The organism is Nocardia sp. NPDC060255 (assembly GCF_042727395.1).
Classification (GTDB): Bacteria; Actinomycetota; Actinomycetes; order Mycobacteriales; family Mycobacteriaceae; genus Nocardia.
This window is the reverse complement of record NZ_JBHXAU010000007.1, coordinates 320,704-344,805: the sequence shown is the minus strand read 5'-3', so window position 1 is coordinate 344,805 and position 24,102 is coordinate 320,704. Positions and strand designations below refer to the sequence as shown.

Sequence of the window (24,102 nt, the reverse complement as noted above, 5' to 3'; positions counted from 1 at the left end):
CGATCTGTCGCTGTCGGGTTCAGAGTTCGGCCGGCTCAACGTTTCAGGGCAGCTCGCACGGGTAGGCGACCGCCATGGACGGCAACGAGCACGAGGACGACGGCCCAACTGATCAGCGAGTCTCAGTGTTGCTCATCGCGGATCCGGGCAAACCTGCCGCTGTCGCCGAACACCTCGCAAAGTCGCTACCCGCACGCCTGCGAAGCCGTGACCGTTCTGGGCTCCAGTGGACAACCGGCGTGCGCACCAAGCCCTATCTCCCCGACGAGCAAGCCGATCTCGCCGAGGTGATCGACACCGTCGATCCCTCCGCCGAACCCGAAGACTTCGTTGTCTACCTCACCGATCTGCCCCGACGTGCGGACACCCTGCCAATCGTGGCCGAGGTCAGCATCGACCACCGATTCGCGCTCATCTCCGTGCCCGGAGTGGGTGGGCTCCGCCTCCAACAACGCCTCCACACAGTCACCGAACTCGCGATCAGCCACATGAGCGGCGACCCGCAACTCACCCCGGCCGGCGCCGGGCGGCAGTTCCCCTCGACGCAGATCCCCGGGGGCACCCGATACTTCACCCCGCCGGGACTGCGACGACTACGCCTGCTCTCCGGGATGGTGCGGGCCAACCGGCCGTGGCGGTTGGTCACCGGACTCTCGAAGGTGCTCGTCGGTGCCTTCGCCACAGGCGCGGTCGCGCTGGCCACCAGTACTATCTGGATGTTCGCCGACACCATGGGCCCCTGGCGCATGAGCGCGGCGACAATTCTGTCGATCGTGGCGATGATCCTGTGGCTGATTTTGGACCACGAACTGTGGGAGCGACCGACATCGCCGTCCGACCGCGAGCGATCGGTGCTGTACAACACCGCGACCGTCATCACGCTGGTCACCGGCGTTGCTGTCTTACACGTAGCCCTGTTCGGACTATTGCTGGGCACCGCATGCCTGACCCTTCCCCCAGAACTGTTCGCGCACGTTCTGGGGCACGCAGTGAGCTTTGCCGACTACCTGACCCTGGCCTGGTTGCTGGCGTCCATCGCGACCATCGGTGGTGCCCTGGGATCCGGACTCGAAGACGACACCGCGGTCAAGGAAGCGGCATACGGGGTCCGGCAGCGCCAACGCCTCGACGAACACCGGAACCGTTCGAACCAGCCGCGATGAACGAGGTCCTGGGCGAGCCAAGACGCTCAGGCGGACCGGCCCTACAACACACGCCCAGGCACCTGCTTGTGGTGCGTCCGGAAGTCATGGGTCCGAACGTCCTGGAATCGGCGATTCCAGGCGCTCGTGAGGTCACCGGTGGGCAGCGGTAACGGATCAGTCGATCGCGCGGAATGCGGCATGTGCGCGCTCAGATCAACGAGTGGACAAGGGTCATTCCGACGCCTTCACAAGTGGACTGCCTTCCTTCTTGTAGACACCCAGCGCTTCCTTCTTATCATTCTCACTGAATGCCCTCATCTTATCCTTCAAGAATTTCGCCAAACCCACTTCGGTCGCGCAACAGTCCTTGATGTCTCCCTTTCGCGCACGAATAAAATCGGTGACCCTGTTCGAATACTTCTGCACGTCCCCACATATTTGCCTGCGCGTTGCCGGATTGTACTTGTTGTCGCGATAAAGATCCTGCCGTGCGCTGTCTTCCGCACTTCCGCCACCTTTTAGAGCATACGGGCTGTACGAACGTTCAATGTCGACCTGCCGGGCGTACCACGCCTGCGTGCGCTCCTTCGAGCCGAGGCCATCACGCTCGTAGGGTTTTGGGTCCGCCACGTTGACATCGACGAGGTCGACCTTGATGACATCACCATGGTCCAAGAAAGGCTTACCGTTATCATCGACGACGACGGCGCCGGTGTATTCGGGCTCATCGTCGAGGGGGACGACGATGACATCAAGGTCGCCCTTGTCCTTGCAACGAAAATTTAGTACCCCTGCCGCGATTCTTTGTTCCGTAGCCTCGTCATAGTCCACGTCAGCGTGAGTTGCCGGGGCGCCAAGAAATACTGTGGCGGTCAGGGTGAGAGCGGCAAGCAGGCCACCTCTTATCGCGAGCACGTTCGGCTTCCCTTCGTCTATGTCGGCATCCAGGTCTATGTCAGTACCAGCCAATCGCACAGCCCGGACGCTACCCGGCACTCAGTGTTCGGCCAGGCAGGCGATGGGCTTCTGATTGATGTTCGTTGCCGAAGGCGGCGCGGATGGAAAGAAAATAATCAAGAGAGAACCGACGCCACGATCGCTGGTGGTGGTCCGTAGGGTGCGCTCTCGTGGAATCAGATGCCAAACTCGAGGACTCAGGATGTCACTCAACACAGGCTGTCACCACGACGTCACAATGAGCCGGACAGGACCGGACTTCGGTAGGCCAGCCAGACGAGTCGGACACTATCTACACGATCCGCCGCGCGCACATCGGCAGAAGCGGACGTTTCAGAAGCGTTGGTGGCCAGCCAGTCCGAGGTGGTCACTCCGCTCGGAGCGCGCGCTCCGCGGCATAGAGCGGACATCGCAATGCGCGAGCCACTGTCGCGGCGTCGCCACGCCAGCCGAATGAAGGTCCCAGGGTCCCAGCCCTGGCCGGAACCGCCTCCGCGGCTCCGGTCCCGAACGACAAGACCCTGTATGCGTATCTGCTCCGGGTGCCACTGCCCGACGACGAAGGCGAACTGGAGGTCATCCCGTTCGCGAAGTATCAGAAGATCTCCGAAGCGTTCTGTACCAAGGACACGATGACCGCGACGATGCTGGCTGATATCGACAAGGTGTACAAGGACGCTCTCCCGGTCATCTTCGGCACGCCGGACGCACCGAAGGACCCGATACGCGAGGCTCGTCTGAAAGTCCTGAAGCCTGCCGACCTCACCGATAAAGCCGGTCTCACCAACGAAGGCAGGAAGAAGCTGTGTGAGAACCCCCAGGTCCGGGCCGACTATTACCAGGCCTTGGTACAGCTGATCGGGAAAGCCGGAACAACGCCATCGCCCACGATGCAGAAGAACGAACTGACTGCCACGGACATGTGGACGATGCGGCTGACCGGCTTCAAAAAAGCCTTCGGGAAATTGCTCAGCCCCACGGACATCTGAGCCCAACCAGCTGACTGAAAACGTCGCCTCATCGGCATGATCAGATGTTCTCCGAGCGTCCGGCCGACCACTTGATCAAGGTCGGTCGAACGCTCGCACATCGGCTATAGACCGGGCATTCGTGCGGCCCTGATTCTTGCCTCGGCCGACATTGCAACCAGCCGCGGAAGCCCTGCTGCCCGCTTGACGCAGACACCTCGAGTCGCGCCGCAGCGGTCCGGCCGGGGGAACCCATCCAGGCTGGTCACACGTCCGAATATTCAGAAGTACGGTGAATTGGACTCACGAGCTCGCCTTCAAAGACAGGAAACCAAGATGTCAATGAACCGCGCGTGCACCGCTTCGCTGATTGCAGCAGCTGTTGTCGCAGTAGGGGGCTCCGTTATGCCCCCGACGGTGGCGTACGCCGAAAGCGAGACCTGGGCGACGATCACACTGGATAGGCTTCCGCCCGTGCACATCGAGGTCGACGGCACGCGCTACACCTTGAAAGACAAGATCTCCGGCACCGCCTCGTGCTCGTCCCCGCACGGGAACGACGCATCAATAAAAGTAGGGTACGGGTATAAGAGCTGGACGATTCCATGGCGAGCCGAACTGAAATGTGACGGAAAAGTGCGCCACTGGTCCGTCACTAAACGCTCCGCCCTCATCCCACGTGGGCTGACCGGTCTCAGGACCGGTACGCACACTCTTGAGGCCGCAGTGTGGATAAACGGCACAATTTACGCCGAAACACGGGCCCGTACAAACGTATCTGTCGAAGACCGCTCTTAGTTGGGCGGCCACAATCAGCGGCTGCGGTTACCTGGTCGTTCGACGCGTGTTAGATGTTCGGATTCGCTCCTGAGCCCTTCTACGCTTCAGCTATACCCCACCGCACTGCCCACCCGACGCACGCGGAGCACGTTCGACGGCGTCAACGAGACTATCGAGCAGGCGCCCGGCCACATCGCAGCGATGACCCGCGCGGACCCCGTAACCACCGCACCAATTGCAGCAACCCTGCCGCGCGGAGCGGCAGGGTGCTGCGACTACTTACCTGCGAGCTTCAGCGCATCATCCATCGCTTTATACTTGTCTTCGAACAGTTTGAGGACGGCCTCATCATCCTCGTATTCTGGCTTCATCTGTTTTCCATACTTCTCGGTCGCAGCCTTGAACTCGTTGTTCCACTGACGCTTGTAAGCAGCAACCTCACAAACCAGAGCCCGCCATAACCGCAGCGTATCTTCATCCGTAAAACCAGGGGTCGGCGCGAAATTTCCGTATTTGCCATCCACCATTGTCCGCGCGCGAGCGACCTTGTACGGGTCCTGCGTGAGCTCCAGCGGACTCATGTGAAGCGCCTTGTCATAGGCATTGATTCCGGCATCGCTGAAATCGGCCCTCGAAGCTTTCAGATTATCCTTCGGGTTGATGGGTTTCTTGCAGAAGCGATCTACGAGTTGCCCCCATTTGGCTTTGCTGATCGAGTTTTCCAACTCATCGGCTCTGTCGGCGGCGCTGGTATCCGCATAGGCCAGGTGCGGCGAGGCCACACCGGAGATCAGCAGCGCAGAAAATCCGGTTACGAGGAGAGCGGACAGGCGTACCCTCACAATTGCCTCCTTGGCATTCATCGTGGACGGTGGCGATACGCGTGGTCCGTATCGGAGCTACCTGCATATTCGGTGCCGCCGAGCCTTTGGATGCCTCAGACTTTCGCACCTGCCCCAGCGCAGACGTTGTCGAAACTGGCTGCGCCGTCCTGTGGACACCTCCTGCCTGCGTACGTGCAGCCCCGCGCGGTCAGGACGGGCAGCTGATAGGGACTGACGTACTGAAATCGGCAATATCGGATGTTCTGCGCCGCAGTCGATCTCGCCGCGTGGTGTTGCGATGACCGCCTGAACCCGCGGGCATGACGGATGTCCGAACGTCACAGCGGTCGGATATCGCGACTGAACGGATTCCACCGCGTCAGAACATGTCCTGCCCAACTGGGGTGCGTCGGATCACGATCTCCTCACCATCGCTGCTACGCACAGCGACCGCGTGCAGCCCCGGTTCACCGGGCACGAACCGCAGGGGTAGGTGGTCGAAAGCCTCCTGGCCGATGTGCCCGCGGAACTGGTCGGGGTCGCCAGCCACCTCCAACCAGGCCACTCCGGCCGCGATTCGGTCACCGACAACGGCGCGGCGGGCAGGGTTCTTGTCTGGATCGTCGCGGTAGTACCAGTTCGGCAGGCCCTGCTGCCGAGCCCGCCAAACCGCCTGCCCCACAGGCGTGCTGGTGACCACCCGTTGGGTGCCGTCCGGTTCCGTGCGCCCTGGGACAACCTGGACCTCGCTGCCCAATCGCCGAGCGACCTGCTCCAGATCGTCGAGGGTGTCTGCGCGCAGACACCATGTCGTCGCTCTATCACGTTACCCAGCAGTGGGTTTCGCCCAGCCCTTCTACAAGACGCTGAACCTCCTCTACGGCGCCATCGGGTTCAACCCGTATAGCCGGCAGGCGATGTGCGGGGACCTCGAGAGTTGGACCGCGAAGCTCAAAGAGGTCGTCACCCAGTCCAAGGGCACGCTCAGGGCATGTTGCACGAGAGCCCACGGCATGTCTGACTTCCTCGGGAAGAATTTCGACGACCTCAACCAGCGGGAAGATAAAGGTGAGGGAGGGAGGTGATCTCAAAGAGTTCTACCCATCGTTCAGGCCGGGTGCTAAACACATTGTGCCCCAACATGATTCGCAGGTAGCGCAACATCGAGCGCACGCGAATCGGCTACTTCGTCAGGATCACTCAGGGGAATCACGCCGGTCACGAGTTCGTGAGCTACCGCCGGCCGGGTAACGGTCCTTGCCCCCGGGTCGCAGCGTAGTCGCGCGACGGTGGGTACCGCGGCGCCGAGCCAACTGGGGGCAGCGAGGAGTTACGGCGTTTCAACCGAGCGCCTCAGGGTAGTTCGGCGGAGCCCACCTGTTCCGATGCACCCGGCTCGGCGGCCGATGGGGACCAGCGAGGTGAAAGCAATGGCCGACAAGGAAAATGTGCAAGCGGCGAGTCAGGGCCATAGCGAGATGGTCGCTCAACCGCACTCGGCTGACGAGGGGGAACCGATCATCGCCGCGGAAGCGGCGGCGGCGCGAGCCAGCACCGAAGATCATCCGCTCGGGCGGCCGGGGCGCCGATTCGACCGGTCCTCACCGTTCATGATCGGCCTGATGGGTGCGTTCGGCGTGGCGGTCGCGTATGGCGCCATCCAAGCCGTCCTCGCCGCGACTCAGGTGCTCGTCCTGGTGGTCATCGCGTTGTTCCTGGCCATCGGGATGGAACCGGTGGTTTCGTGGCTGGTCCGGCCGTGGTTCCCGCGGTGGGCGGCAGTCACTTTGGTGTTCTTGGTCGGGCTCGGCCTGTTCGCCGGATTCCTCGCCGCCGCCATCCCGCCACTGGTACATCAGGGCGGTGCCCTGGCACACAACGCGCCGGACTACCTCCACCATCTGCGTCAGCGCTATCCGGTGATCGACAATCTCGACGGGCGCTTCCATCTGCAGGAAAAGTTGCAGAAGACCCTGGATACGAACTCGTCGGTGGTGACCGACGGGGTGCTCGGCGCAGGGCGACTGGCCTTCTCCATCATCAGCGGGACGGTCATCGTCGCGGTACTCACCGGCTATTTCATGGCGAATTTCACCCAGGTCCGCGCGGCGATCTACCGGCTCTTTCCGCGTTCGCGCCGACCGCGCGCCATCCTCATCGGTGATGAGATCTTCGTCAAAGTCGGCGGCTACATCCTCGGCAACCTGATCATTTCCCTGATCACCGCGGCACTCACCTTTATCTGGTTGCTGTTCTTCGAAGTCCCCTATCCCCTGCTGCTGGCCGTCCTGGTTGCGGTGCTCGACCTGATTCCGGTCATCGGATCCACGGTGGCCGGGGTGATCGTCGCCCTTGTCGCACTGACGGTTTCGGTCCCGGTCACCATCGCAACGGTGATCTTCTTCATCGTGCTGCGGCTGGTCGAGGACTATGTGCTCGTCCCTCGGATCATCGGCCGATCGGTGGAGGTCCCGGCCCTCGTCACCGTGGTCGCGGTGCTGCTCGGCGGTGCGTTGCTCGGCATCGTCGGCGCGCTGCTCGCCATCCCCGTCGCCGCCGCGCTACTGCTGATCATGCGCGAAACCGCGTTCCCCTCACTGGACCAGCGCTGAGCGCAGACCGGTCTGAACCACGGCGGGCCTTCTGGGACTTCCGTTGCGCGACAACTCGGGTGGTGCGAGCGATTGGTGGCGGCAGCTGAGGTGTGCGGCGATTTCGGCGTCTGATGGCCGGGGATAAGCGAGGATGCTGGTGTTGCGGGCGTCTCGGGTCGGGCGTGTGCCACGGCCATCGGACAGCGCGTCGCGAGGGATGAGGGTTGGATTGGTTGCCAGAGTCGATCGGTTTCAGCAGCGGCATCGTGGGGTGGGGTTTCCGCTGGCGGTGGTTTATAAGTTCGTCGATGATCAGGGTGGGTACCTTGCGGCCTTGATCACCTATTACGCGTTTGTGTCGTTGTTTCCGCTGCTGCTGATTTTGACGACCGTGCTCAGTGTGATTCTCAAGGCCGATCCGCATCTGCAGCAGCGCATCCTCGATTCGGCGGTGAGTCAGTTTCCGGTGATCGGGGATCAAATCAGCCGTCCGGAGCGGCTCAGCGGTGGCACTGTCGGGCTGATCGTCGGGATCAGTGTTGCGGGGTTCGGTGGGCTCGGTGTGTCGGTAGCGGTGCAGAACGCGATGAACGTCGCTTGGGCCGTGCCTGTCAATCAGCGGCCTAATCCATTCATCGTCCGAGTGCGGGGACTGATCGGGCTGCTCATCCTGGGGCCGCTGATCCTCGGATTGACTGTGTTGTCGCGGATCGGGGCCGCGTGGCATATCGGTTTCGGGTTCGCATGGCTGCTTACGCTGGCGTCGGTTGTGTTCAATGCAGGGTTGTTCGCGATCGCGTTCAAGTGGGCTCCCGCCCGACCCCTGCGCTGGCGGGAGGTCGCGCCCGGTGCGGTCGCCGCCGCCGTCGCGTGGCAACTGCTGCAGCGGTTCGGTTCGCTGTATGTCGGTCGGGTGGTGAATCATTCGTCGGACACCAATGGTGTGTTCGCCGTCGTTCTCGGGCTTCTCGGCTTCCTCTACCTGGCCTCGTTCTCGGTCGTGCTGTGCGCGGAGATCAACGTCGTGTGGATCGAGAAGCTTTATCCGCGTGCCCTATTGGCGCCGTTCACCGAGAACGTCAGCCTCACCACCGGCGACCGGCGCACGTACACCGATCAGGCACAAGCCCAGCGCAACAAGGACTTCGAAGACATCACGGTCACCTTCGACCAGCCTCCCGAGCAGTGAACTCGCCGCAAGATTCCGCCTAGGTCGAGCCGGTCACCGCGTTGGGTGATAGGTGACAGCAGTGGTATCGCCGTCCCGTCTGGTGCCGGGAAGCTGGATCTGGACCCGATGTGATGCGGCGGGTAGACCGTGCTCCGGCCGTCGAAGGGCGGACGAAGGCTGAGGAGCAGCGCGCCGCACGGTACGTTCGGGTGGTGTCGAGGGTCAGGATTCTGCTGTGGCTAGGGCACGTGTCGTTGCCGGCGTTCGGGTTGTGGTTGCTGGTTTCCCGGCCTGCGCTCGACCATGACTACGAGCACCAAGGCGGCCATTTCTGGCTGGTGCTCACTACTGCTGCCATCGCGATGGCGTTGGGCGCCATGCTGTTTCGGGCCGCTCGGATGCGTGCTGACGCGCGACTGATTCTGGTGTCGCTGATGTTCCAGTTCAGCGCGGGATTCCTCGCGTTGCACGCGTTGGCGACGCCGGGTGTCATTCTGCTGACGCCCAACGCCGGTTTCGTCTATGCGGTCCCGGTCGGGCTGGGGCTCGGTGGTCTTGCCGCGCTGGCGTCGTCGGTGGAATTCGGGCCGACAGCGGCCGCCCGATTGCAGCGGTTCGCGTGGCTGTTGTCGGCGCTGCCGACGCTGCTGCTCGGGGTGTGGGCAGTGGTTTCGATGGCACAGCTGCCGCCGTTGGATCACGCACCCGATCCGGCCGAGGCGCGGGGCGCGTTGATCGGCGTGGCCTTCCTCGGGTCGGTGTGCTATTTCGTTGCGGCGCTTGGGTATGCCCGGCAGTATCTGCGCCGGCGCGGGGTGATGCTGCTCAGCGTGCTCACCGCCTTTGTGCTGCTGGCCGAGGCGCTTTTCGCGGTGGGCTTCGGGCGCAGCTGGCACACCTCGTGGTGGGAATGGCATGTGCTGATGCTGGCCGCGTTCGTGCTCATCTCGGCCAGCGCGCACCTGCAATTCCGCCGGGAGGGTTCGACTCTCGGCCTGTTCGACAGTGTCACGCTGCGCCAGACGGTGGCCGGGCTGGAGCGCGACTACGCGCACGCGCTGAACGAGATGGTCGATGCGTTGCGGGAGCGCGCCGAGGGTGGCGTGGTCTCGACCGAGCCGCTCGGCGCGGTCGGGGTCCGGCTGTCCAAGCGATTCGGGCTGACCGAGCGCCAGCTCGCGGTGCTGCAGCAGGGCGCCCACGCCTTGGGCAGCGAACGTGAGCAGGTCCGCAGGCTCGGCGCGCTGGCGGCAATCGGCGAGCGCTCCAACGTGATTCGGCGCGAGGAGGACCTGCTCGACGAGGTGCTGCAGCTGGTGTCGGCGGCCTTCGACCGAGATCGGTTTCGGCTCGGCCTGATTCGAGACGGCGAAATGACCTTTCCCGACGGCCGCGCCGCCGATCCCGGGTCGGTGGCCTTGCCGCTGGTCGTCAAGGGCAGCGAGGCCGGAGTCCTCGAAGTGCGCCGTGCGGACGGGCATTTCGGCGACGCCGAGTTGGCGATGCTGCGCTCGTTCGCCGACCGGACCTCGGTCATGCTGGAGAACGCTCGCCTATATCAGCAGATCGACGGGCTGTTCCGGTCCTACATGTCGCCCGCGGTGGCGACCGCGCTGATCGCCGACCCGTCCAGGGCCGGACTGGGTGGCCGGCGAGCCGAGGTCAGTGTGCTCATGGCCGACCTGTCCGGGTTCACGCCGTTCGCCGAGTCCTCGACTCCGGAAGCGGTTGTGCACATGCTCAATACGTTCTACGGCGCGATCGTGCCGGTCATCCTGGAGCAGGGCGGCACAGTGGTGCAGTTTGTCGGCGATGCGGTAATGGCCCTGTTCAACGCGCCTACCCACCAGCCGGATCACGCGTTGCGGGCGGCACGAGCCGGGCTCGAACTGCAGCGGGTGGTCGCCGAAACGGTGCAGGAACATCCCGGCTGGCCGCGCTTCCGGGTCGGCGTCAACACCGGTCCGGCGCTGGTCGGCAACGTCGGCGCGCAGCAGATGCGCAACTACACCGCGATCGGTGACACCACGAATCTTGCTGCGCGACTGGAGAGTTTGGCAGAACCCGGCACGGTGGTCATCGGCTCGCTGACCTATGCGCAGCTGGGCCCGCGCGCACAGGTGCGCGGCCGTGGCACGGTGACCGTCAAAGGCCGGAGTGAACCGGTGACCTGCTATGTGTTGGATGGACTACGGTGACCACCGATTTCGAGATACTGCGTGGCTTGAACGATGAGGAGCGGCGCGACATCCTTGCCTCGTGCACGCCGCGCCGGTTCAAACGCCGGGAAATCCTCTGCCACGAAGGCGATCCCGGTGACTGCCTGCATCTGATCAAGTCCGGCCTGCTCATTGTTCGCGTCGCCACGCCGTTCGGGAACACCGCCACCCTGACCATGCTCGGTCCGGGCTACTCATTCGGCGAATTGGCGGTGGCCGACAGCAACTCTCGCCGCACCGCGACCGTCGAAGCGGTGGAAAATGCCGAAACATTGACGTTGAGCCGAACGCAGCTGACGACGCTGCGGCAGACCTACCCGGAGATCGACCAGGTTATCATCGGAACCTTGGCCGCTCAGGTGCGCAGACTGTCCGCGCAGGTGCTCGAGGCGTTATATCTACCGGTGGAAACCAGGGTGGTGCGACGACTCGTCGACCTTGCCCGCATCTATGGCGGCGCGCATCCCGTTGCCGAGATCCGGCTCAACCAAGACGATTTGGCGTCCATGGCGGGCACCACGAGGGCCACGACGAACAAGGTGCTGCGCGAATTGCAACAGCGCGAGATCCTTGCGCTGACCCGTGGCCGCATCACCGTGGTCGACCGGGCGGCGCTGGTGCGCGCCGCCGCCGGCTGAACGGCTACTTGGCCAGCGCCTTGCCACCGGTGGGTGCGACCGCGAACCACGTGCCGCCGACGCCCTGACCGAGCAGATCACCAGGCTTCCGGTCCTTCGAGAAGTAGTAGACCGGCCACCCGCCGACGGTGATCTGGCACGAGCCGTCCGCGCGCTCGACAAATCCGGTCAGCGCGGGGTCGATGCCATCGACGTACAGGGCTTGGCCGCGGCTGACCAGCAGCGGCGGCCAGGTGACGGCGCAGTCGCCGTTGCAATTCGACTTCGACGGGTTGGCGGTGTCCTTGTCGAAGCGGTAGAGCGAGCGACCGTCACGGTCGGTCACCCGCGGGCCGACCGTTGGATCGTTGGTCACCCTGAGCTGCACCGCATTGGTGCCCTGCGGCGCCTGCCCGCTGTAAATGTTCAGCCAGCCTTGCGTTTTCGCGAGTACCGGCGCCGACGCCGAAGGGGCGGGCGCCGCGGGTTGTGCCGTGGCGGCCGGGGCCCCGGACAGTCCGAGCACCGCGGCGGCGGCAATCGCGATGGCGGCGGTATTGATCATCTTGGTGAGTTTCGACATGTGGTTTCCTCCGAAGTGGCTGCTGTGGTGTGCCGCCAATTCTTCGGTTCGGGGCTCGAATAATCTGTTCGCTCAACGACGTCCACTGTGTGTCCGCGCTGACACAACGCGGTCGTTACCCGGGCTTGTCATTGTGCTCACCTACCGAAGTGGGCCAGTAGCCGGGACATCGGGCCGCGACCCGCGCCGGGCACCAGCCAATCCGCAATGGCGGCAATCACTTCCGGATCGACATGCTGCGGCAGTTGATAGTTCGCGGGGACGGAGGGGCCGGTGCCGGGGAAGAACATGTGGTCGTCGGCCGCGAACACCTTGATGGTCACGCCCGGTCTTCCGGCCAGTCCGGCCCGCCACCCGGCCAGGTCGTCGGCCTCGGTGACCTGGTAGTCACGACCGCCCTGCAGCACCAGGATCGGCCGGTCGAGGGACGCGGCGGTGGCGACCTGATCGAACTCACGCAGGTCCAGCCAGTAGGAGGCAGGCCAGCCGAACAGCAGTTCCGCGCTCGGGGTTTCGAGTGACAGAGCCGGATCTTCGGTCCGGGCAATCGTTTCCGTGCTGTGCGCGAGAGCCGATGCCGGGTCGATGCCTGCGATGTAGCCGAATATGCGCGCAGCGGCGCGTGGCAGCGGGATCGTGTCCGCGGCCAGCATCACCACACCCGCGATCGAGGGATCCGCTGCGGCGGCGCGGACCGCGGCCTTGCCGCCGCCGCTGTGGCCCGCCACGAAGACCCGGGCGGGGTCGACTCCGGGCTGCTGCTGCAACAACCGCACTGCGGCAAGCACATTCGGCAGATACTCCTCGACCATGGTGCCGCCGGGTTCGTGTTCCAAGCTTGTGTGCACATGGGTCACCTTGTCGAACCGCAGCACCGCGACACCGCGACTGGCCAGACCCCACGCGAGGTCCTTGAACGGCTTGTTCGGACCCACCGTCACGTCGCGGTCGCTGGGTCCGGAAGCGATCAGCACGATCCCGGGCCGGTCGCGGCCGCCCCGGGGCATGGTCAGCGTGCCCGGGACAGTGAGCGGTCCGCATTCCAGGGTGATGTCCTGTTCGGTGAACCGGCGTGGTGTAGCGTAACTCGGTCGGGTCCAAGCTGATTCGGCAGGTTGTGCGAGCCGCAGGCCGTGCAGCCGACCATCCGCGTCGACCGCGAGCCGTAGCTCGAGCTCACCGTTCTCGCAGTGCAGCGGCACCACCGCCCGGGTGAGCTGGTCATCGACCGGGGTGAGGAGCACCTCGCCGAGGGCACGTACCTGGCCTGTTTTCGCGATCTCCCCGGTCCACCCGGTCCGGACGGTGTCAGCCGACACCGCCGCCGCCAGCACGGGCGCGAACAGCTCCTCGAGATCATCGAAGCGTCCCTCCCGCAGCATCGCCAGCACGGTCTTCGCCACGGTCTCCGGGTCGGTATGTCTCGTCATCGCTCAACCTTTCTCGTTTAATGAGAACGTTAGCAAGATATGAGATAGTTGAGAAGTGGATGCCTTGGAGCTGATTGCGCACCCAGCGCGGCTGCGGATCGTGCACGCGTTGCGCGGTGGCCGCACACTGACCACCGCCGAACTGTGCGCCCGGCTGCCCGGGGTTTCGAAAGCGATGGTGTACCGGCACGTCGAGGCGCTGGCCGCGGCCGGCATCCTGGAAGTCGCGCAGGAGCGGCGGGTGCGAGGCGCGGTCGAACGGCACTATCGGCTACGTGCGGACCGGGCGACGATCAGCGCCGACGAGGCGGCAGCGGCCACGATCGAGGATCACCGGCGGATCTTCGTCACCGCGATGGCTGTGCTGATCTCGGAGTTCACCGCGTATCTCGACCGCGAAAACGCCGATCCGGCAGGAGATCTCGTTGGCTACCGGCAGCATGCGCTCTGGTTGGACCACACCGAGCTCGAGGAACTCATCCTGGAGCTACGGCAGGCGATCGTGCCACGCATGACCAATGAACCAGCCCCCGGACGCGGGCGATACCTGCTCAGCCCCATCCTGTTTCCGGTCGAGGCGGAAGCATAGGAACTGTCGTGGCGAGGTAGGGTCCTCGAGACTCGTTGAGCCACAATGCGTTCGGCAGTGCGATCACGGCCAGGACCATGCCTGCGGGCCTAGAGCGGCACCGAGTCGCTGCCCATGGTAGAACCGTGCAGGTGACCGCCGAACCGGTTCAGCACCTGACCTTCGACGACGAATACTTCGCGGCGCCAGCCGAAAGCATGTATCAGCTCGCCGAAAGCGGGCCGATACACCGGTTCACCGCGCCACAAGGAGTCAGCGGCTGGATGATCACCAGCCACGAGCTGGCCAAGGCAGTGTTCACCGATACCCGCGTGATCAAAACGCCGGAAACCATGAACGGCTCGTACGTCCCGGACACCAGCAGCCTGAGCCGTCGGAGCCGGTTCAACCGGTGGGCGAACTCGCACATCATCACCCACATGCTCGGGTCCCAGCCGCCCGACCACGACCGGCTACGCAGCGTCGTAGCCGACTCGTTCAGCCCGCGCGCTGTCGCCGACCGCGCGCCCCGCGCCACCCGCCTCGCCGACGCGCTGCTGGACCGGATGGACGCCACGAGGCCGGTCGACCTGTCCGCCGCCTTCGCCATCCCGCTGCCGGTCCAGATCGCCGCCGAGATCACCGGAGTTCCGGCCCGGCATGCCGCCATCATCACCAGATCCTCGTACGCCCTCGGCGATTTCCTCTCCTCGAGCCTGCCCGAATTACGCGCCGGGGTAATCGGATTCGCCAGGGTGATACTCCCCTATCTGGTCCTGCGAAGGTTCGCGCCGCGTGACGACATACTCAGCACACTCGCCGCCGCGCATCGACGCGGTGAGCTGAGCTTCAAAGAAGCCACCTCGACCGCCTCGATCGTTCTCCTCGCCGGGCACGAAGCGGTGACGTCCATGATTCTCAATACCGTCTACGCTCTGCTGACCAACCCCACCGAAATGGCGCGCGTCAAAGCCGACCCCAAGGCTCTCGCCCCGGTCATCGAGGAAGCGCTGCGCGTTCACACGCCGCAGCCGGTGGCAACGCTTCGCGTGGCCGCCGAACCGATCACCCTTGCCGGTCAGAAAATTTGTGCCGGAGAATGGATTTGGATTTCCCTGCTCGCCGCCGGCTACGACAGCAAAGCCAACGCGTGTCCAGCAACCTTCGACTCCACACGCAAACCACGCCGCTCCCTATCCTTCGGTCACGGCATCCACTACTGCATCGGCGCTCCACTAGCCCGTTCCCTCACCCACATCGCGGTCGACCGACTCCTCACTCGATACCCCGACATCGCGTTGGCAGTCGACCCGGATGACCTGAAATGGCGACGCGCCATCTTCTTCCGACGCATCCAAGAGTTCCCCGTCACCCTCCACTGATTCGAGATAGGTGCTCGCCAGTGTGGATACGCCCGCGCCAGGCAAACGTCGTTGTCACCCGTGAAGCCCTTGACCATCAGCACTACCGCACCCACACTCTGGTGCGTCCCAGCGTCGTGACCCCCGGCGCTCCGTTAGTGCTTGTGCTGCACGGATTCCGCGACACCGGGGAGTCGATGCGCAGCCGATACTCCGGGAGATCGTTCGATAGTTTCGCCCGCGACGGCGGTGCCGTCGTCGCTTATCCCGATGGCATTGCGCGCGAGTGGAATTCGGCACGCAAGGCGGTGATGCTGTCGCGGCGCATCAAGCGCGTCGATGACGTCGGATATCTCCGGGGTTTGGCCGAACACCTCGTCACGACCTGGTCGCTGGACCCGCGTCGCTTCTTCGTCGTCGGGTTCTCTCTCGGCGGGCAGATGGCGATCCGGTTACTGTGCGATGCACCTGACCTACTCGCGGGTGCCGCCCTGATTTCCAGCACCCTCCCTGCGGCGAGTAACCGGGTCTGCAGCGAGCGACCACCAATGCCGGTGCCGGTGCTCACCTTCCACGGCACCGCCGATCCCCTCGCCCTATGGCGTGGCGGCACAGTCGGATTCCGGATCTCACCGACTCAGCAGCGCGCCCTCTTCGGGAAAGGACCGCATCTGTCATTCCCCGACACGCTCCGGTGGTTCGCCGCCCGCAACGGCATCGAAACGCCACCCGTCTTCCAGTGGCTCCACACCGCTAGCGGATGGGTCGGCCGCACCGAATACAGCCAACCCGGACACAAGCCCGTGACCGGCTACACCGTCGTCGGCGGAAAGCACGAAATCCCCGGCCCCATCGGCCGGAGTCTGCTCCCCGATACGACGGTCGGCGGCGGACTGGTCGCCGCCGAAGTGATCGCGCAGTTCTTCGGAATCGACAGAACCGATCGCCATTACTGAACTGCCCGTTACCAATTGTTCCGGCGGCTGCGTCGGCCGTTGATAGGCCGCACCTAGGACGCGAGCGTGTGCGGGAACAGACTTTCCCACAGGGCGCGGACTGGCCGTGCTGGCCTCATCTGCGACCAGATCGCGGCCAGCAGCCCCAAGGTCCTTGCCCACCGCTTGCGGCGTCGGGCTGGCGGGCTAATCGTTGTCGGTTGTGCGGGTGGCTACGACTAGGAGTAGTTGGGCTAGTTGGTCGAGTAGTTCGTTGGGGTGGAGGACGTCGGGTTCTAGGTAGGACTGGGTTAGGCCGCCGTTGCGGACGGCGAAGAGCCAGCGGACGACGGTGTCGGTGGGGACGGTGAGGCGTAGGCCGGCCTTGGTGAGTGCGTCGTTGATGCGGCTGCTCATTCGGGCGCGCAGGCGTGTGGTTGCTTCTACCAGGACGGCGGCTGCGGCGGGGTCGCGCAGTGCGTGCAGGGCGAATTCGGTGTTGACCAGATGCCAGCGGCGATCCTGCGGGATCTTCTCGAGAAAAGCGGGCACGTACTCCTGCACCACGGTGTTTTCCGTCCGCGGGGTCGTGCTGATCGCGTCGAGGAGGTGGGCGGTTTGCTGCTCGTACAGCGCCAGGAACAACTCTTCCTTGGAGGCGAAGTTGCCGTAGAAGCCGCCTCGCGTCATGCCGGCCCGCTCGCAGATGTCTTCCACCGAGCTCGCGTGAAACCCCCGTTCGGCGAACGCGTCCAACGCGGCGCTCAGCAACCGGTCCCGAGTTTGCCGTCGCTTGCGGGATAACGGCCGGTCACGAGGGCCAGTGACGTCCATCTCATCGTCATCCCGTTGCGCACCCATCGGAAAAGTGTACATACTTGAATAAAATACATATCTGTATATTTTGTGAGACTTCACAACACCTTCGGAGGCAGCCGCCACCGGCCGACCAGGTCGGCGGGCGCGCACGGATCAAGCCTCGCTGACCATCAAGCCAGCACAAGGAGTTCCGAAGATGCTCGACGCACGTAGCGAACACGATCAGCAAAACGCCATCGGCCGGGCTCGGGTAGCGAAATGAACCACAGGAAGGGGCTTTTCGGGGAACGGCTGACCCTGCTTTTCCGTGCGGCGGGCGCGCCTCCGACGAAATCCGTTGTCCGCGCGGTCAATACCCGATCCAACGGGGCGACGACCGTCACCGAGCAGCAGATCAGCAAGTGGCGCCGCGCCGACCGGGTGCCCGCCACTTTCGAAGCCGTGCGCCCGGTGCTGGAGGTGCTGATCACCGCGGTCCGCAGCCGCAGTGCCGCACCGGCCGGCCTCGATCCGTCGCTCCTCGATCTGGCGAACTGGCATGAGACGTGGGCGACGTCTCGCTCGGACGGCCCCGCCGTTGCGTGCGACCCGAACCGCGAGCCGTACCGTGGCCTCGCTCCGTACCGCGCCGAGGACGCCGACCTGTTCTTCGGTCGCGACGCGGCGCTGAGCCAGCTCACCGATCTGGTCGAGTCCGCCGCGACCTGCGACACGTCACTGGTGCTGCTGCTCGGTTATCCCGGCACCGGCAAGTCGTCGTTGCTGGCCGCCGGACTGCAAGCCCATCCGGGATCCCGCACGCCGATCCTGATCAGCCTCGGCACCGATCCCCTCGCCGCGCTACGCACCGTCCCCTATTCCGGCGACGGCAATCGACTGATCCTGATCGACCAGGGCGAGGAACTGTTCACCCGGTGCGCTGACGAAGCACAACGCAGTCTCTTCCTCGACGCGGTGCGCGGGTTGGCGGCCGCCAATGTGGTTGTGCTGGTCCTCGATGTCAATCGTGTCCCCGACCTCCTGGACTACGAACCGCTCGCGGCCGCACTGCCCGAGCGGTCCATGGTGCTCGGCGCGATGACCGATGACGAACTGCGCGAAGCGATCACCGCCCCGGCCGCTGCGCTCGGCTTGCGGGTGGACCCGCACCTCGTCGATGTCCTGCTGGCCGATGTCCACGCCGCCGCGTCCCCGAATCGCCGGGCCGCGCTGCTGCCCCTGCTGTCGAACGTACTGCGGGAGATGTGGTCGAAGCGCAAGAGCAAGACCCTGACACTGGACCTGTACGAGGCCGCGGGCCGCGTCTCGGGCACCGTCGCCGCGACCGCCGAACGGGTGTGGTCCGAGCTCGATACCGACGAACGCGATACCGCCAGAAGACTTCTCATCGCGCTCACGCTGGTCGGACCGCACACCACCGTCCGTAATCGAGTCCGCTACGAGATCCTCGTCAGCGAGTCCGCCGACCCGCGACGCACCGCGGCGATCATCGACCGGTTCGCCGCCGCGCGCCTGCTGATCCAGCACGACGGCGAGGTCGAACTGCTGCACGACGCGCTGCTCACGGGGTGGCCGAGGATGACAGGGTGGCTTGCCGAAGAAGCGAAGTTCGCCCCGGCTCGCCAACGCGTCGAGGAGGACGCGCGCGCCTGGTCGGCCGGTGGCCACCCCGCGCGGCTGCTCTACGGCAAATGCCGCCTGGACACCGCGACCGAACTCGACGCGCAGACGAACTCATTGAACTGCCTCGCGCGTGAGTTCATTGCCGAGTCGGCACGCGCGGTGGCAGGCCGGAGACAAGCGTGGCGGCTGCTGTTGGTCGGCGCCACCGGTCTGGTCGCGCTCGCGGTGGCCGCGCTGCTGCTCGCGCTCACCGCGCGGCACGCCGACAGTGACGAGTACTGCAATCCGCAGGCCGGCGCGGTCGGACAGGCGATCGATTCCGCTATATCCGCACCGCTGACATTCACGGTCGCTCGAGCGGATCCCGCCGACCCATTTCTGCACGCGATAACTATCGCGATCTAGGCACAGACTTCCTGACCGACCGCATCGGTGCGGTCGCGATTTTTCGCGCCATCGGTAATTCGGCATCGGAATATCGGCCACTGCCTTAGACTTACCATGCGATAAAATGCATCGACCAACCCTCCGGACAATTGTCTACTATTAACGTACCCAGATATCGACGCGAACGATTGTGACATTTGATAGTCACTCATCGACGTTGCCGAATAACGCATTTGCATCGCCTGATGCAAGAACAGCCAGACAGGCTACTCGAGAACGTACGCAAATGAATAATTCAACCGTCGCCACCTAACTATAATATAACGATAATATGCTGGCGATTACTCAATCACGGACCCTACCTGGCCATCTGCCGTTTTGTCCGAATTAGATATTTGACTGGCGCGAACCACGCGCACCACCATATTTACGGTGAAGAACAATCGAAACCATTCAAAAAAATGCTTGGCCTTGACTTCGGTCACGGTCGGCATCTTGGGCGCAATTCCCTTTGCCGGAATCGCGGCGGCACATCCGCCGCCACCCGGTTGCGCCGTCGACTACTCGGTACCGAACGTGCTGACGCTCTCCTGTCAGCCAGGAGCGGGGCAAAACCTCCATGCCTTCCTCCGATGCCGGGATGTGGTGGGCATTCTGCACAGCCACATCGGCATCACCCTCGGGGCCAACGGCGGGACATCTCGCGCCTACTGCGGACCGGGCGAAACCGGACCGCAGTAAAACCAGCACCCGGTTCGCCGGGATCGATTGAAAGGTGTTCGACAATGCGGACGAAGACACGTCAGATCAAGACGACCAAGGCACAGGCAAAGCACCGCCTGGAAACCAGCCGGAACCGGCGCGGACTGAGCGCCGCCGCGGCCTTCGCGGGGCTGGCCACCGTCATGGTGTCCGGTGCGCATGCCTCAGCCGACGCACCGCCGTCACCCAGCCCGATCGGCGCAGGCGAGGTCGGCGACATCCTGTCGAATCTCGGCACGACGGCCTACGAGCATCTCGACCCCGGCACGCGCTCGATGATCGACTCGGGGTTGTCGGTGATCGGCACCGCGACCGCCCCGTGGGCCGCTGGTGCGGGCAGTCCGGCACCCGCAGCGACGCCGAGCGCACCGATGCGTGACAGCACGCCGGCGAGCGCGGCTACCTCGACGAGTGCGCCCACATCTACGAGTGCGCCCATGTCGACGTCGGTCGCACCGGCCATCACCGATCTCCTCGGGCCGGTATCGCAACCGGTGTCCGATATCGCCGCCACCGTCGCCCAGATCACCGGATCGGGGCTCGATCTCGGCCAGATCGCGAACTTTGCCGACACCGCCTTCCCGGACGGACCACTGCGCCAGCCGATCAACGATCTGCTCGGATTCGTCACCAGCGCAACCGAAATGGCCGGTGCGGGCCAGCGTAAGCCAGGCGGCGACGCCATCGACGACCTGATCGTCCAGGCCGCCGAAGCCTTCGGATTCCCGCTCAGCGGACCGAATCCGAGTGCGGGCCTGCGGAATCTGCTGACCTCGTTCGCCGGCAAGGCGAACGGATTGCCTGATCCGGTCAGCGAATTCGTCCGATCGATCTCGCCCGATCTGATCGACCTCGGTGCGCCACTGATCGAAGCGCTCGGCACAGTGTTGCGTGCGCCCGATCCGATTCGGGAGTTCCTGTCCCTGCTGACCGGACCGACAGCCAACGATCTGTTGTCGACGGTACGCAAGGATCTGCGGAACGTGGTCGGCCTCGCGCTCAACCACACCGGGCTGTTCATGATCCCGGCTCTCGCGTTGTTGCCGCTGGCCATCATCGCGCTGCCGATCATCGCCGTCCTGATCTTGCTCGCGATTCCGGTGCTGATCGTTGCCGCGCTGATCGCGCTGCCGGTCTTGCTGGTCATCGGCATCGTGCTGACCGTTGTGACACTGCCGATCACGCTGCCCCTGATCATCCTCGCCGCGCCGTTCGTCATCGGCGCGACTGTGCTCGGCTTGGCCGGTGGGGTGCTCGTGCTGGGTGCGGCGATCTTCGCCTGGTTCATCGGTGCGGCGTTCATCGCCGCGGTCTACGCGGCCGTCGAGTTGGTGCAGCACGTAGTTCCGCTGGCCGGTCTCGCGATTACCGCTGCGCTGATCTTGCTGGTGCCCTTCCTCGGACCGCTGCTGGCTCCGCTGTCCTTCGCCCTGTTCACGGCGCTGCCGATGTTCTTCGGTGTGGCGATGCTGTTCGCCGGACCGCTGATCGGCGGACTGCTCGCGGTGTCCGGTGCGGGCATCATCATCGTCGGCGGGGCCCTGGTGCTGTTCGCTGTCCTCGCGGCGCTGTTCGTGGTCACGCTGCTGTTCCCACCGTTGGCACTGATCACCATTCCGCTCGGCCTGATCGTGGCCATCGGCGGCGGTCTCGCCGTCGCGGCGGTGGCGCTCGCGGTCGTCGCCGCCACCTTCGTCGGCACCGCGGGCGTGGTCCTGTGGTCCATGGGCTGCTCCGGCCTGACGGCGACGGCCATCGCGGCGGCCAGCGTGGCCATCCCGTTCCTCGCCTTCGGCGTGCTCGGGATCGACACCATCGGGCTCATCCTGCTCAACCCGCCGCTCTTCGTGCTGCTGTCACCGTTGATCTTCGGCGCGTTCCTGGCGACCATGTTCTTCAACGTCGTCGGGTCCGCGATCGCCGGTTTGCTGTTCCTCGCTGGAATCGGAGGCGCGCTCGCCCTCACCGGCCTCGGACTGACCATCGCGGCGGCACTCGGCGCAGCCGTGCTCGCCTTCGCCCCGATGCTGGTCTTCCCGCCCCTCGGGCTGCTCACCATCCCGCTCGCCGCGTTGATATTCGGGGTCGCCGCCCTGGCCATTGTCATTTCCTTCGGCGCGGTCCTGGGCGCGTGGGCCATCACCGCACTCGCCATCGTGATCGTCGCCGTGGCATCGATTCCGGTGCTCGCCATCGGTACCGGCATCCTCGCCGTCGCCACCGTGCTCGTCGCGGCGGTGCTCAGCCTGCCGTTCCTGATCTTCGGTCCGCTGGCACCGGTGGTCGCCGGACTGCTGATGACACCGATATTCGGTGCGATCCTCGGCTTCGCGGCCCTAGTGATCGGCGCGGCGAGCATCGCCGTGGTCGGGGTCGGCCTCGTCGCACTCGCCATCCTGCTGATCGGCATCCCGACGCTCGGCGAACTCGTCGCCGTGATCGCGGGCGGCATTCTGTCGCTCGGCATCGTCATCCTGCTGGCAATCGCCGGAGCCATGCTGCTCGCGCCGGTCCTGATGGCGGTGATACCCGTGCTGGTGCTGGTGGGCGGACCGATCCTGCTGGGACTGGGTGCACTCGCACTCGGTGCGCTGGTCGTCGGCGTGCCAATTGCCCTGGGGCTGTTGGCACTTGGCGCACTCGCCGTCGGCGCGGTCGTGATCGGCGGACCGATCCTGTTGGGTCTGCTCGCACTTGGCGCACTTGCCATCGGCGCAGTCGTCATCGGCGGACCCATTGCCTTGGGCCTGCTGGCACTCGGCGCACTCGCCGTCGCCGCAGTCGTGATCGGCGGACCGATCCTGCTGGGACTGGGTGCTCTCGCGGTCGGCGCACTAATAGTCGGCGTACCGATCGCCTTGGGGCTGCTGGCGCTTGGTGTACTCGCCGTTGTGATCGGTGGACCAATCGTGCTGGGCCTGCTCGCACTTGGCGCCCTCGCGATCGGAGCGGTCGTTTTCGGCGGACCAATCGTGCTGGGCCTACTGGCACTCGGGGCACTCGCCGTCGGCGCGGTCGTCATCGGCGGACCAATCGCCCTGGGCCTGCTCGCATTGGCGGTCGGGGTGGTGGTAATCGGTGCACCGGCACTGCTGGCCGCGCTCGCTGCGGGCGTCGTCATCGGCGGTCCGATTGTCCTAGGACTGTTGGCGCTCGGGGCACTCGCGACCGCGGCCGTGATCATCGGCGGACCGCCACTGTTGGCCGCGTTGGCTGCGGCGGCCGCGACGGTCGGCGGAGCGATCGTGCTGGGGGCGCTTATCTTCGGCGCGCTGGCGGCTGTTGCGGTGGCCATCGGTGGTTCGCTGGCCCTCGGTGCCGTGACTGCCGCGATCGTGGCCGCGCTCGCGGTGGCGGCCGTGGTGATCGGTACGCCGATTGTGTTGGGCGCGTTGCTGATCGGTGGTCTCGCAGTGGGCGCTGCGGTGGTCGGCGCTGCGGTGCTGTTCGGTGCCGTTGCCGCCGCGATCGGCGTGCCCCTCGTGCTGGGTCTGCTGGCGATGGTCGCGGTCGCCCTGGCCGCGCTGGCTACGTTGGCCGCAGGCGCGGCCGTGGTCGGCGCGGTGATCGCGGCCGGTGCGGCGTTCCTGACGGCGGTTGTCGTCGGCGGGCCGCTACTGGCGGGCGGTATTCCGATTCTCCTTGCCGCGCTGGCTCTTGCGGTGGCGATGATAGGTATTCCGGTGTTCGGCGCGTTCGTCTTGGGTGCGGCGGCTGCCGCGGTCACGGCGTTCGCGGTCGGCGGATTCGCGCTGGCCGGGCTGGTCGCGGTGGCGGTACCGATCGTGGCCCTGGCACTGGCGGCACTGGCGCTGCCCATGGTGGTCGTGGTGCCGCTGCTGTTCATCATCCCGATCGTGCTGATCGTGGTGGTGCCGATCATCAACATCAACATCAATAACAACACGGTGCAGACGAACGCCAATCCGGTAGCGGAGTACATCATTTCGGCGCTGCGCGCCGAGCAGGACCAGCACGGTCCCGATCGCGACTGCACCGGTGGAGCCATGCAAACCGGCACCCAACTGCTCGACGGCACTCCTCAGACGACACCCACCGCAGCGCTGATCGCCTCGCTGCAGCAGGTGCTCGCTCCGTTGCCGCGCACCGAGCAGTCCATCACCCCGACGCCACGCGAAGCGGCACTGCCGCTGGTCGGACACAACGCGGCGGACGGTTCGGTGCACACCGCGGCACCACGAGAGTTGGTCAGCGTCACTCTGTAAGGCACTGACCTGCTGCAGGACCGGTTCGGCGGCCATCCCCTCGTCAGCGGCCGCCGAACCGATCCGTAGCACCCGCCCGGGAACTGTCGACCACTGCGCAATCAGGGCCTGCCGAGGACCACCCGGGTGCCGA

At 65.0% G+C, this 24,102-nt stretch carries 19 protein-coding genes; 13 read left to right on the top strand and 6 right to left on the bottom strand.

Translation table 11 applies throughout. The annotated features are described in order from the left end of the window. The first annotated feature begins 74 nt into the window (after positions 1–74). Positions 75–1,163, top strand: a complete 1,089-nt coding sequence (locus ACFWF1_RS16655; RefSeq protein WP_379282865.1) for a hypothetical protein — start codon at positions 75–77, stop codon at positions 1,161–1,163. Between the two features lie 213 nt (positions 1,164–1,376). On the opposite strand, the gene ACFWF1_RS16650 is transcribed toward ACFWF1_RS16655, so the two are convergent. Further along, on the bottom strand, positions 1,377–2,120 hold the full coding sequence (locus ACFWF1_RS16650; protein WP_379282863.1) for a hypothetical protein: 744 nt from the start codon (positions 2,118–2,120) through the stop codon (positions 1,377–1,379). 524 nt (positions 2,121–2,644) lie between these two features. Between ACFWF1_RS16650 and ACFWF1_RS16645 the strand changes: the two genes are divergently transcribed. Continuing rightward, the gene (locus ACFWF1_RS16645) at positions 2,645–3,091 is read left to right on the top strand and encodes a hypothetical protein (protein ID WP_379282862.1); all 447 of its coding nucleotides are present in this window, start codon (positions 2,645–2,647) and stop codon (positions 3,089–3,091) included. Between the two features lie 1,034 nt (positions 3,092–4,125). Here ACFWF1_RS16645 and ACFWF1_RS16640 read toward each other — a convergent pair. Both ACFWF1_RS16640 and ACFWF1_RS16635 read right to left on the bottom strand, forming a co-directional pair. After that, on the bottom strand, positions 4,126–4,713 hold the full coding sequence (locus ACFWF1_RS16640; RefSeq protein WP_379282861.1) for a hypothetical protein: 588 nt from the start codon (positions 4,711–4,713) through the stop codon (positions 4,126–4,128). Between the two features lie 340 nt (positions 4,714–5,053). Next, a complete protein-coding gene (locus ACFWF1_RS16635; RefSeq protein ID WP_379282860.1) occupies positions 5,054–5,431 on the bottom strand; it encodes a hypothetical protein in 378 nt (125 codons plus the stop codon). Between the two features lie 79 nt (positions 5,432–5,510). On the opposite strand from ACFWF1_RS16635, the gene ACFWF1_RS16630 reads away from it, so the two are divergent. The 5 genes from ACFWF1_RS16630 (at position 5,511) to ACFWF1_RS16610 (ending at position 11,296) form a co-directional block, all read left to right on the top strand. Continuing rightward, positions 5,511–5,759, top strand: coding sequence for a hypothetical protein (locus ACFWF1_RS16630; RefSeq protein ID WP_379282858.1), 249 nt, complete (start codon positions 5,511–5,513; stop codon positions 5,757–5,759). Positions 5,760–6,104: 345 nt separating this feature from the next. Beyond that, positions 6,105–7,286, top strand: a complete 1,182-nt coding sequence (locus tag ACFWF1_RS16625) for an AI-2E family transporter (protein WP_379282857.1) — start codon at positions 6,105–6,107, stop codon at positions 7,284–7,286. A 133-nt stretch (positions 7,287–7,419) separates the two neighbouring features. After that, positions 7,420–8,457: a YihY/virulence factor BrkB family protein gene (locus ACFWF1_RS16620; protein ID WP_379282856.1), complete on the top strand. Its 1,038-nt coding sequence runs from the start codon at positions 7,420–7,422 to the stop codon at positions 8,455–8,457. Between the two features lie 194 nt (positions 8,458–8,651). Then, positions 8,652–10,637 carry an adenylate/guanylate cyclase domain-containing protein gene (locus tag ACFWF1_RS16615; protein WP_379282855.1) on the top strand — a complete coding sequence of 662 codons (1,986 nt, stop codon included), beginning with the start codon at positions 8,652–8,654 and terminating at the stop codon, positions 10,635–10,637. Continuing rightward, a complete protein-coding gene (locus ACFWF1_RS16610) occupies positions 10,634–11,296 on the top strand; it encodes a Crp/Fnr family transcriptional regulator (protein ID WP_379282854.1) in 663 nt (220 codons plus the stop codon). Before ACFWF1_RS16615 ends, ACFWF1_RS16610 begins: the two co-directional genes overlap by 4 nt. A 4-nt stretch (positions 11,297–11,300) precedes the next feature. On the opposite strand, the gene ACFWF1_RS16605 is transcribed toward ACFWF1_RS16610, so the two are convergent. Further along, positions 11,301–11,858 carry a hypothetical protein gene (locus ACFWF1_RS16605; protein WP_379282853.1) on the bottom strand — a complete coding sequence of 186 codons (558 nt, stop codon included), beginning with the start codon at positions 11,856–11,858 and terminating at the stop codon, positions 11,301–11,303. Positions 11,859–11,995: 137 nt separating this feature from the next. Beyond that, positions 11,996–13,288, bottom strand: coding sequence for a serine aminopeptidase domain-containing protein (locus tag ACFWF1_RS16600; RefSeq protein WP_379282852.1), 1,293 nt, complete (start codon positions 13,286–13,288; stop codon positions 11,996–11,998). Positions 13,289–13,343: 55 nt separating this feature from the next. Here ACFWF1_RS16600 and ACFWF1_RS16595 point away from each other — a divergent pair, with 55 nt between their 5' ends. The 3 genes from ACFWF1_RS16595 to ACFWF1_RS16585 all read left to right on the top strand — a co-directional run bounded on the left by ACFWF1_RS16595 (position 13,344) and on the right by ACFWF1_RS16585 (position 16,173). Continuing rightward, complete coding sequence (locus ACFWF1_RS16595) at positions 13,344–13,877, top strand: helix-turn-helix domain-containing protein (RefSeq protein ID WP_379282851.1); 534 nt, start codon at positions 13,344–13,346, stop codon at positions 13,875–13,877. A gap of 131 nt (positions 13,878–14,008) precedes the next feature. Then, entirely contained in the window at positions 14,009–15,238 is a 1,230-nt protein-coding gene (locus tag ACFWF1_RS16590; protein ID WP_379282850.1) for a cytochrome P450, read from the top strand. 101 nt (positions 15,239–15,339) lie between these two features. Next, positions 15,340–16,173, top strand: a complete 834-nt coding sequence (locus tag ACFWF1_RS16585) for an alpha/beta hydrolase family esterase (protein ID WP_379282848.1) — start codon at positions 15,340–15,342, stop codon at positions 16,171–16,173. 186 nt (positions 16,174–16,359) lie between these two features. Here ACFWF1_RS16585 and ACFWF1_RS16580 read toward each other — a convergent pair whose 3' ends face one another. Continuing rightward, positions 16,360–17,013, bottom strand: a complete 654-nt coding sequence (locus ACFWF1_RS16580) for a TetR/AcrR family transcriptional regulator (protein WP_379282847.1) — start codon at positions 17,011–17,013, stop codon at positions 16,360–16,362. A 216-nt stretch (positions 17,014–17,229) separates the two neighbouring features. On the opposite strand from ACFWF1_RS16580, the gene ACFWF1_RS16575 reads away from it, so the two are divergent. The 3 genes from ACFWF1_RS16575 to ACFWF1_RS16565 all read left to right on the top strand — a co-directional run bounded on the left by ACFWF1_RS16575 (position 17,230) and on the right by ACFWF1_RS16565 (position 23,969). Continuing rightward, positions 17,230–18,999, top strand: a complete 1,770-nt coding sequence (locus tag ACFWF1_RS16575; protein ID WP_379282846.1) for an ATP-binding protein — start codon at positions 17,230–17,232, stop codon at positions 18,997–18,999. Positions 19,000–19,413: 414 nt separating this feature from the next. After that, positions 19,414–19,722: a hypothetical protein gene (locus tag ACFWF1_RS16570; RefSeq protein WP_379282844.1), complete on the top strand. Its 309-nt coding sequence runs from the start codon at positions 19,414–19,416 to the stop codon at positions 19,720–19,722. A gap of 44 nt (positions 19,723–19,766) precedes the next feature. Then, entirely contained in the window at positions 19,767–23,969 is a 4,203-nt protein-coding gene (locus ACFWF1_RS16565; protein WP_379282843.1) for a hypothetical protein, read from the top strand. The last annotated feature ends 133 nt before the right edge of the window (positions 23,970–24,102 follow it).

Bases quoted from the DNA above. Each gene is read 5' to 3' on its own strand.
- ACFWF1_RS16580 (WP_379282847.1), bottom strand. From the start codon at position 17,013: ATGGGTGCGCAACGGGATGACGATGAGATGGACGTCACTGGCCCTCGT.
- ACFWF1_RS16565 (WP_379282843.1), top strand. From the start codon at position 19,767: ATGCGGACGAAGACACGTCAGATCAAGACGACCAAGGCACAGGCAAAG.
- ACFWF1_RS16640 (WP_379282861.1), bottom strand. From the start codon at position 4,713: ATGAATGCCAAGGAGGCAATTGTGAGGGTACGCCTGTCCGCTCTCCTC.
- ACFWF1_RS16620 (WP_379282856.1), top strand. From the start codon at position 7,420: ATGCTGGTGTTGCGGGCGTCTCGGGTCGGGCGTGTGCCACGGCCATCG.
- ACFWF1_RS16575 (WP_379282846.1), top strand. From the start codon at position 17,230: ATGAACCACAGGAAGGGGCTTTTCGGGGAACGGCTGACCCTGCTTTTC.
- ACFWF1_RS16605 (WP_379282853.1), bottom strand. From the start codon at position 11,858: ATGTCGAAACTCACCAAGATGATCAATACCGCCGCCATCGCGATTGCC.
- ACFWF1_RS16600 (WP_379282852.1), bottom strand. From the start codon at position 13,288: ATGACGAGACATACCGACCCGGAGACCGTGGCGAAGACCGTGCTGGCG.
- ACFWF1_RS16655 (WP_379282865.1), top strand. From the start codon at position 75: ATGGACGGCAACGAGCACGAGGACGACGGCCCAACTGATCAGCGAGTC.
- ACFWF1_RS16625 (WP_379282857.1), top strand. From the start codon at position 6,105: ATGGCCGACAAGGAAAATGTGCAAGCGGCGAGTCAGGGCCATAGCGAG.